The sequence below is a fragment of the Vibrio sp. D173a genome (assembly GCF_030248475.1).
Map to the genome: position 1 here is coordinate 1 of NZ_JAHGAH010000227.1, position 8,651 is coordinate 8,651.

The window sequence follows — 8,651 nt, forward strand, 5'->3', positions numbered from 1 at the left end:
TGATCAAGAGACAGCCCTGAAAGCAGCCTAAAAGGAAGCGAGCATTAAGCTCGCTTTCTTTTTGCTCGTATTTAAGTGATCTAAGTCAAATGATTCGCATTTTCTCATAATTGAGCCAGATGACTCGACGGTCTTTCTACAAGGTCAAACATCTAGAATGCCTAAAGCAATTTTGCTTTTAGTTGTTATTAAAGTGATTGTGCGGGTCAATAAAGGTATGTGGTGGTGAATGTGCCACGTTGAGAATATTTCGCAATATTATATAGTTACACGCGATGCTATACCCCAAGTATAGAGTTCTGCATAAGGTAGGTTACTACCTATCAGTTGTGTAATTGTAATGAAGTGGCACCAGCCTAGCATCACATCAAAGCGATTACGCGTTTTTGTGAGTGTGACACGCACTCACCTTTTTTATTCATACTTCCTCAGTAGCGATAAGCTATTTATTGCTACTGAGGAGTGCATATCCCTTCAAAATCTCAGCCTGTGGCAATCAGCGCTTAAACTGAATTTGTTAACTTCTGCCCAAAAGTAAAAAAAACTGTTTTTCTTAAAGCCTTCTTTTTGAATAAGTACAGTAGGTAATGTGTCCAAATTGCTAGTTAAAGTGACTTTATGGACTGTTAATTTGTTGGTTTGGGGCGTTTTTGGTTTTTCTGCAGGTTTTCTATGTGATTGAATGTTATGAATTAAATTAGTAGCATTAACGCACCAAATCGTACCAGTAAGCCTTATCAGCTTAAACGTCACCGCAACCATACTTTACGATGTTGGTTGTGGAGAATTCAAATGCATTTAGTTTGCAAATTTATACCTAGCTCGAAGCTTTCCTCCAACGAGCTATCCTACGTCCTTACACCTGATGAGTGTATAGGGCAGCTTTCGCGTATGCGAAATTCAGAAGACATTCTCAGAAACCTGCCTAAAGAGCTTGCTCAGAAGATCTCAATCTCTGCTAAAAAGTCTAGCGCCGGCTTGCTAACGGCTATTCGAAATGAGTTAGGAAGTGGTAACTGGGTGGCGTTGTCTTCCTTCTCTCGTAGAACGCCGTTAACAGATACCCAATTACAAAGTTTCCCAAGGCTAAAAGCACAGCTTGAATCTGTCTCATCGACTGGTGAAAGCAAAGTCTATAAAGCGGGTTATAAGCAGGTAACGGACGATGTTACTTTGGTTCGCAGCTACGCGCATGTGCCTTATGAGCCAAGTCCAGAACATAAAATTGTTGTCGAGTTTGCTGGGCAGTGGTCTAGTAACGCAGCCTTTTTGATGTTGGGAAAAACCGACGCTCAAAAAGACAAAGTTGCTGTAGGCAAGGCTGATACCGAGAACAAACACCGTAGCCTTGCCACGTTTAAAGATCTGGATGCTGAAGGCAAAACGCTTTATATCAAAATCCCTTGTTCTGACCAGCCTCAGCCAATCTTGCTTAAACTCGCCGAAGACCTGCAACCCGTTGATAAAGAAACGCAGATGGATGAGTGGGATAACGTGTTGGTGCCTGTGAGACCTTTGGCTTACTTAGATGGCAGCAACGACAAAGCAAAAGCTTCTGATTTGCGTGGTGGTTTCCTTTATGTGTTTTGGAAAGGGAAGCTTTGGCGAGAGATGGCCATAAACGAGAAAGGTTACTACCAAGATGTTGACGTCGAGTATTACCGTACCCTAGAGCAAGAAGAAAAGAAAAAAGACACACCTCAGGTAATACAAAGAAGCGCAAGTGGTTTTGCCATGGCGCATTTCTGGGCACCTTACAAAATATCGGGTGAAGTCCAACAGGGAGAAAATGGACTCAAGATCATTTTCTCACCAAAGCAAAAGCGCTTTGCTCAAATTGAAGCATTAGAATCGGATGCTGGTTTGCTAGATAAATCCAGCACGCCATTAGATGAATTAAGCAGTTACAGTGACGCACAGTCATTCAGTGCAAAAGAATTCACCTCCGATGTAGACAGCGCAGCCATCCACAAGGTGACCGAAGACGACATGCCATGGCTGAGTGACCAACAAGCCATCGTTCGTAGTTACGACCAGAGTAATACGGTTATTGCTTATGTGGATGGAAAAAACAGTGGTTTTCTTGTCCGTTTGGAAGTTGGCTTGGCAGATGGCCCATTGGCAGAACAGCTAGACCCTTACTCGTTGGCTTCGTATGACGGCTTGGTTGCCATTATGGAGGATTCTGAAAGTGACTGGCGAGTGACCGCGCCCTTTGAGTTAATCAGTAAGGATGGTTATATCAGTGCCTTAGTGACAGGTATGCCTCCCAAAGGAAAGTTTACACTTGTGCTTTCGCACCTTGGGGGGCAAGACAGCGCGGTGATGATGTTTGAAGGGCTGACGTACCAAGAGATCACCGCAGAACCACCAGAATTACCGATGGCTTCTAAGCACGAAGAACAGCGAGTGCCTGATGAAGTTAATGAAGAAAGAGAGCGTCAAAAGAAGACATTAGACATGATGCTAGAGCTTATCAACGCCAATTAAAGTGATAACACGGGGAGTGTGCTTTAGACCTCGGTTTATCAAATCATGAAGAGAATGAGCGAAATATGAAAAAAATCATAATAGGCAGCACCATTGTTGCTGCCTTATTGGCTGGGGTTGGTGTGATACATTGGCAAAGTAAGCCTCCAATGGATAAAAATTACATCTCAAACCTTCGCGGAATAGTACAATCTACATCGTATAGCAATCAAAGGGACACGATTTCAAAAATTCGGGGATGGCAAATCGAAATAGAAACCCTTGAAGGTGTTCCCAAGGAAGAGTGGAACTCAAAGCACACTCAACCTCAAGTGATGTTTAACTATGGACCAGATTCTACCATCTATACTATGAACCTAGATGGAACGGATGTCCGGTTGTTACTTCATCGCGACGAATTTGGTGAATTACCAGCAGGGGGGAATGATATCCAGCGTTCTCCTAATGGGAGATATCTAGCGTTTCGCTATTATGGTTATGGAGCATGGGCTAATTGCGCTGTTTATGATTTAAAGAAAAGAGAAACCATCGTTAAGGCGGAGTTTTGCACGTCGGCGACCTTTACTCAAGATAGTAAAGAGTTCTATTTTATTGACTCTGATAGTCGTAACCCACAGCGCCTTGAACTCGAAAGCCACAATCGAAGTGACGTATTTCAATCTGCGATCCACGTTGATAAAGAAACCTTCAATCCGCTGCGTGATGGTTATGCTTTCTTTATTGATCAGGTGAATGACCGATTTATCTATAAAGTAAGAAAAATAGATGATGCCGATAACCAAGGCCCTGATCAGCAATTAGTGTTCCGTTTTTCAGATATGTCTTTACTTGGTAAAAAAGAGTATTTAGCTCCTGAATGTTTGACCCGTTTTACCAAAGGAGCGCTGCAGAAGTATCTAGCCTGTAATCAACGCAAACCCTACAACTTATACTCACTTGAAGACCCTCAGAAAAAAATTGAACAGGTGCCAGAAAGGTATGTTTTTCAGCGAGGTAAGTGGTATGCGAGAGCAAATGGCAATAAAATTGTTCGTCTGAAACAGCCCGGAGAAGCGGGAATGTTTGATGGCTTGGGCTATTACTATGCGTTAAAAACGGGGGATGGTGAGTTCGACTATGACCGACTTCATCGCTTAAGCTTCTTTATCCCTTTATATATGTATGCAGACTTTGAAAGTATGGATTTGCGTCCTTTTATGCCTCCTATCCCTACCAAAGAGCAATTTGAAGAACTCTTACCAGACGTTACAGAAAAGTTACGTCGACACTGTGCTCGCAGTCGGGCTGGTTTCAAGAGCTGTGCTCAGTTTTACGATATGAAAGCGCTGTTTAAAGATATGGATCAAGTAAGGGAATATATGGGGGTGAAGAAATGGTAAAACGTTACGATATTCCGGGCCTTTATCTAATGGGAAGATTGCATGACAGGGATGGCAAACCCGTTGGGCGCTTTTTCCCATTAGCCCATGAAACATTGGTCATTCCTAGCTTGGAAGTCAAACAGGAGTTTGTTGCAGACCACACTGTTACTAACAAGCAGATATCTACCAGCAGTAAAAATCCCATCGCGGTTAGTGATGAGTTGGGCAAACTTAATATTTTAGCGACTCGAGAATTCAATTCTGATCAGATAGGCGCTGAGTTACTAAGGGCTCCTGTGGCAAAGGGTAGTGTGGAAGCTGCGATTAACAAGGGCGCCGTGCAAGATGTGTTGTTTTTCCCAAGTTACTTGGTGCCATTAAGCCAGATGGCGAATGCAGCCCAAGCGAGTAAAAACCAGGAACCTTGGTTAACTAAACTCTACAACTTGTTGTCTTACAAAGATCTTAAGGAGATAAAAGATGATAAAGGGCAACCTGCCTGTGTGACCGATCTAAGCGTCAAGCGTGTAAGTGTCGAGCAAGATTGCCTGGCTCCGCCCTCGGCGCAAGTTGACAAAAGCAGTGATTTCTTTAACAACTACGCAAAGTGGTACAACAAGAGCTACTCTAAACAGATACATGTAGTTGAAGTTCCGCAATTTTATACTATCCAGGTTGTTTTTTCTTCAAAGGATTATATTGGCGCTGAGGTGGCATTAGCCGATTTACCAAAAGGCATTAATATCCAAGGATCTGAGACAGAGGGTCATGGTGTTTTACCCACATCAACGGTTAAAGAGATCTTGTACAAGTACTCTACAGATGGTCAGGTTAGCCAAGACGAGCCTATGTATGTAGCAACGTTTTGGCTAAACTCGGAAAGTGTTTTATCGCTGAGTAGCCAAAATACTTCACTTCGAATCAATATAGATTTTTCGAAGAAAATCGATGAAGACGATACAAAACAGTTCGCAACTATTCTTGATGCTAAAGGTATACCAAAAAGTTACAGTCTAAAAGAAAATGCCCTTGCTCTGGATATTCACACAACCGCGGGGCGTACATCCGTTGTTAATGGCGATCCTATCTCCGTTGAAGAAGCTTTAATTAACCACGCCCCACAATTCTTCCCTCATTTGAATGCCGATTTAGAAGCATTCCCTTACGACAGCCCAGCAAAGCTGATTGAACGAAAGGAGATCAAAACCAGTTTACCAAACTCAACGTGGGCAACGTTTCAAACGGTAAAAGGCAGTTTGGAGTTAACTTCCGGTGTGTTAAAAGATGGCATCAGTTGGGGGACGTTAAGTAAATTTGCAGCTTCTTCAGTATCAAGTATTAACACTGGAGATACTGAACTTGCTCAGCTAGCATTTACCGTGAGTAAAACTTTGGGTGCTACACAAGCGTCTACAGCTTTCATCAAAGCTGTGGCGGACCTAAATGATCACTATCCGAACGAAGTGACCCAATCTGCTCACTTTATGAATGGCCGCATTAATGCACAAATAGTGTGGTTTAGTCAGAAGTTTCATGCGCAGATGGATAGAGTCTCTCCGTTATGGAGCGCTTCCATTTTGCCATACCTTACTGGCGCAGGGCGGATCGGAACGAAAGCGTTAGACATGTTAGATAAACCCCTAACTATTGCGGAGCTGGGTTACGATGCGGTAAATAGCTATGCCAATTGGAGCGGAAGTCAAGCAGCTCAAGGCTCAGCACACGGAGATTTACTATCTAAAATACAGGAATACATGGCAACAACCGCTTCTGTACAGGCAGATAAAGCACAAGCTTTTCAGGGAACGGAAGAGAAGTATCAAAATGCTGTCAATCAACTAAGAAATGAAATGCCAGATTTGTTTGTAGAAGAAGGCAGTGTTTCACTAGACCAGCGTGTAGAAGACGTGTTACTTCGGTTGAACATGACATTTTTTGAGTTCGATTCTTACCAAGTCACTGAAAAAGGTAGTGTGCACAAAAGAATCGCTGAGCAGTTACAGGCGTTAATCAGTAACCCTTTCGAAATTGTCATAACAGGCCATACCTGTAATATGGGGTCAGAAGCCTACAACTTGGCTCTATCGGAAAAGCGTGCTGTTTCTGTCAAAGAGGCAATCCTTGATGCGATGTCTCCGGACGCTCGAAGCGTTTGGTCCCCTTTGTTCAAAATTGTTGCAAAAGGGTATGCAGTTTCGTTACCTGGTAATACCAACCGTACGATTGAAGAGCGAGTAAAAAACCGTCGGGTTGAAATCTATCTCGCGTTTAGCCGTTCTGTGGAATATCCGCCGTGTCGCGCAGGCCTTATGAATGTTGAAAAGGCGGCAAAGATAAAAATTGCCAAGGACATGAACGAAGATCAGGCGATGCTGGAGTTTATCCAATCCGGTTTGAATGCATTAATTGGTGGGGCGGCCATGGCCTTCCCGCCAGCAAAAGTTATTGCCGCTGGGGTGGAAGGTGTAAAGCTTGCTACTGCCATTATGGACCTCTTAAAGCCAAACACTGAATATCAAAAATGCGTTAAGCAGGTTGATTCCATCCGTCATCAAGATCTTATGGCGTTTAACCAATTTTTAGCACAGCCAGATATCCCCAATGCGACACGAGTGTACTTAAAATCCTATATGAAGCGAATGATTGCGTTGAATGGTTTGATTCGCTTGATTAAGAGCTTTCACGCTGTCAATGCGAATCCTGCTTTTAGCGGTGGCGGAATATTAAGTGACGCTGATGTGCTGAGTGGTCCTAAAATCAATCAGTTCAGTGACCTCGATGTGCTGGGCTATATTGATGAGTTCATCCTCAATGATGATTGGAGTGTTGATATCTCACTGCTGGGTGCTGAACACTTAGATGAAGTTTGGATGGAGAAAAATGGCTACAGTCAATCATACAACCAAATTGGTAGCGCTTCGGTTGCCAAAATATACGCTCAAGGTGTTAATGTTTACCGACATTATTCATCCGATGATTTGACCGACTTGGTGGCTGAGAAAGCTCAGCGATATAACCATTACTTCCCAATTCATTACAGAGCAAGTCAAGACGACAGCCATTTCGAAGCATTACTAGGGGATAAACCACCAACAGGATTAGATGACAGTATCTTCGAGAGAGTCGAAGTCTTTGTTCGTCGACCTTATAAAAGTAATGATTCAGTTCCAAAGTATGATGATTGGGTGCCGTTTGAGCAATATTATCGAGATAACGGTGCAATGCTGACACCCTATGACAATGTTAAGGTCGTAGCGCTGGTAAAAGATGGGGGTGGGAGCGAAGATAACAGCAACGTTATTGGTCAGTTGCCGATTTGTCTTGATGTCATCTCACATAGTTCAAATGAAGGAAACTGGAAGTGGAGTGATAGTGTTGCCTCTACTCACATAGAATATGTATCAGAGTTAACACCTGTGAACTTTTCTGAACAAGAGAGAGAAGTGATTTTTGGCGATGACAATAATGCGAAGAAACTTGGCGTCATTATTCAGCCAAGTTATTTCTTTGGTACTACACGTGTATTTGGTATTCGACCAGTTGCTAACTACGATGATGCTGCATTGAAGAGTCTCTTTGATACAACTGCTAGCTCGACCGTCTCGGGTGGTTTCAAATTCCTGAGCTACTTTTTTGAGCTAAAAGTGCCAGGTCAAAGTAAGACAGAAAAGCGTGTCAATGTGCTGCGCTCGTTTGGTTCGGCAGATAGCAAAGAGAGAACCATCGACCAATTTAACGTAACGTTGTCACCATCTCGTCAATATGAGTTAACAAAAGACTTTATCAACTTTAGCGGCGCTATTTTTGGCGATGGTCTCTTCTATGAGAAGACATTTTTAACGCCACCTGAGGGTAAGAAAGTACGATATCCACAGGTTTTTGATGGGGCAAAAGTGAGCCTTTACTTAGGGCAAAGTGGCTTAAAATACGCCTCTGCCAAGAAAGATGGGGATGACCCTCTCCTAAAAGCTGATAAGCGCATGAGTGGTAAAGTTACTGCGTTTGACTGGAATAAAGAAACGACGGCAACTCTTCTGATTCGCTCAAAACCGTGTGATCCTGATAATTTAGAGGAGCAAGGTTTTGACAAAAACCTAATCCCAATTCACGTTCAATTTTCTTATGATCCAAACTTATGGCCTGGCTCAAACCTATGTCCAGTGACAGATTTTAAAGCAGTCGCACGACTCGGAACAGTGAAAAAGGTGGGTGACTCTTTTATCTTTGAAAGATCTGAAATCGAAAAAATGCCTAAGTCACTATCTGATCTTCAAGAAGATCTGGTTAAGATGAATTCAGAAAGTTTAGAACATATAGCACTGTCGACATGGAGTGGTGCAAGGGAGGAAGAAACCACTTTGTTTGCCAGTGTGGAAGAGCTTTCTTATATCAATCTATTTGGTCACAAAGTAAATGGCTTAAGGCCGATGATTGCACCAAGCAGTTCAAGGAAAGGCATCAACTTTGGTATACAAGTCAATGCTCCGTTTGGAGCAGGACTAGATTTAGAGAAAGGTGATGGAATGCACATGGTCGATAGTGGTGTGACTAGAATTCCAAGTAACTGGATCAAACTCAAGTACAAAGAAGACGAAGTTGAGGCTGCTAAACAGCTTAATAAGCTCAAAACAGACCTTGAGTATGCTGATCATTCTAAGGAAATTAAATTTAAACCACATATCAACCTTCAGAAGTGGATGAGCTACAACGACCATTTTGATAGCTTGTTCGAAACGAGGATCGATATGATTGATAGCTGGGTAGAGAATTAGTACCCGGATACAAAAAACCGCCTTCGGG

3 protein-coding genes are annotated in these 8,651 nt (G+C 42.8%); all 3 read left to right on the plus strand.

Annotated features, from left to right (window positions below; genetic code table 11):
* Positions 1-792: 792 nt before the first annotated feature.
* The 3 genes from KIV40_RS20945 to KIV40_RS20955 all read left to right on the plus strand — a co-directional run bounded on the left by KIV40_RS20945 (position 793) and on the right by KIV40_RS20955 (position 8,623).
* Positions 793-2,490: a hypothetical protein gene (locus KIV40_RS20945; RefSeq protein WP_285351128.1), complete on the plus strand. Its 1,698-nt coding sequence runs from the start codon at positions 793-795 to the stop codon at positions 2,488-2,490.
* Positions 2,491-2,555: 65 nt separating this feature from the next.
* The gene (locus KIV40_RS20950; protein WP_285351129.1) at positions 2,556-3,869 is read left to right on the plus strand and encodes a hypothetical protein; all 1,314 of its coding nucleotides are present in this window, start codon (positions 2,556-2,558) and stop codon (positions 3,867-3,869) included.
* Positions 3,863-8,623, plus strand: coding sequence for an OmpA family protein (locus KIV40_RS20955; protein ID WP_285351130.1), 4,761 nt, complete (start codon positions 3,863-3,865; stop codon positions 8,621-8,623). Before KIV40_RS20950 ends, KIV40_RS20955 begins: the two co-directional genes overlap by 7 nt.
* The last annotated feature ends 28 nt before the right edge of the window (positions 8,624-8,651 follow it).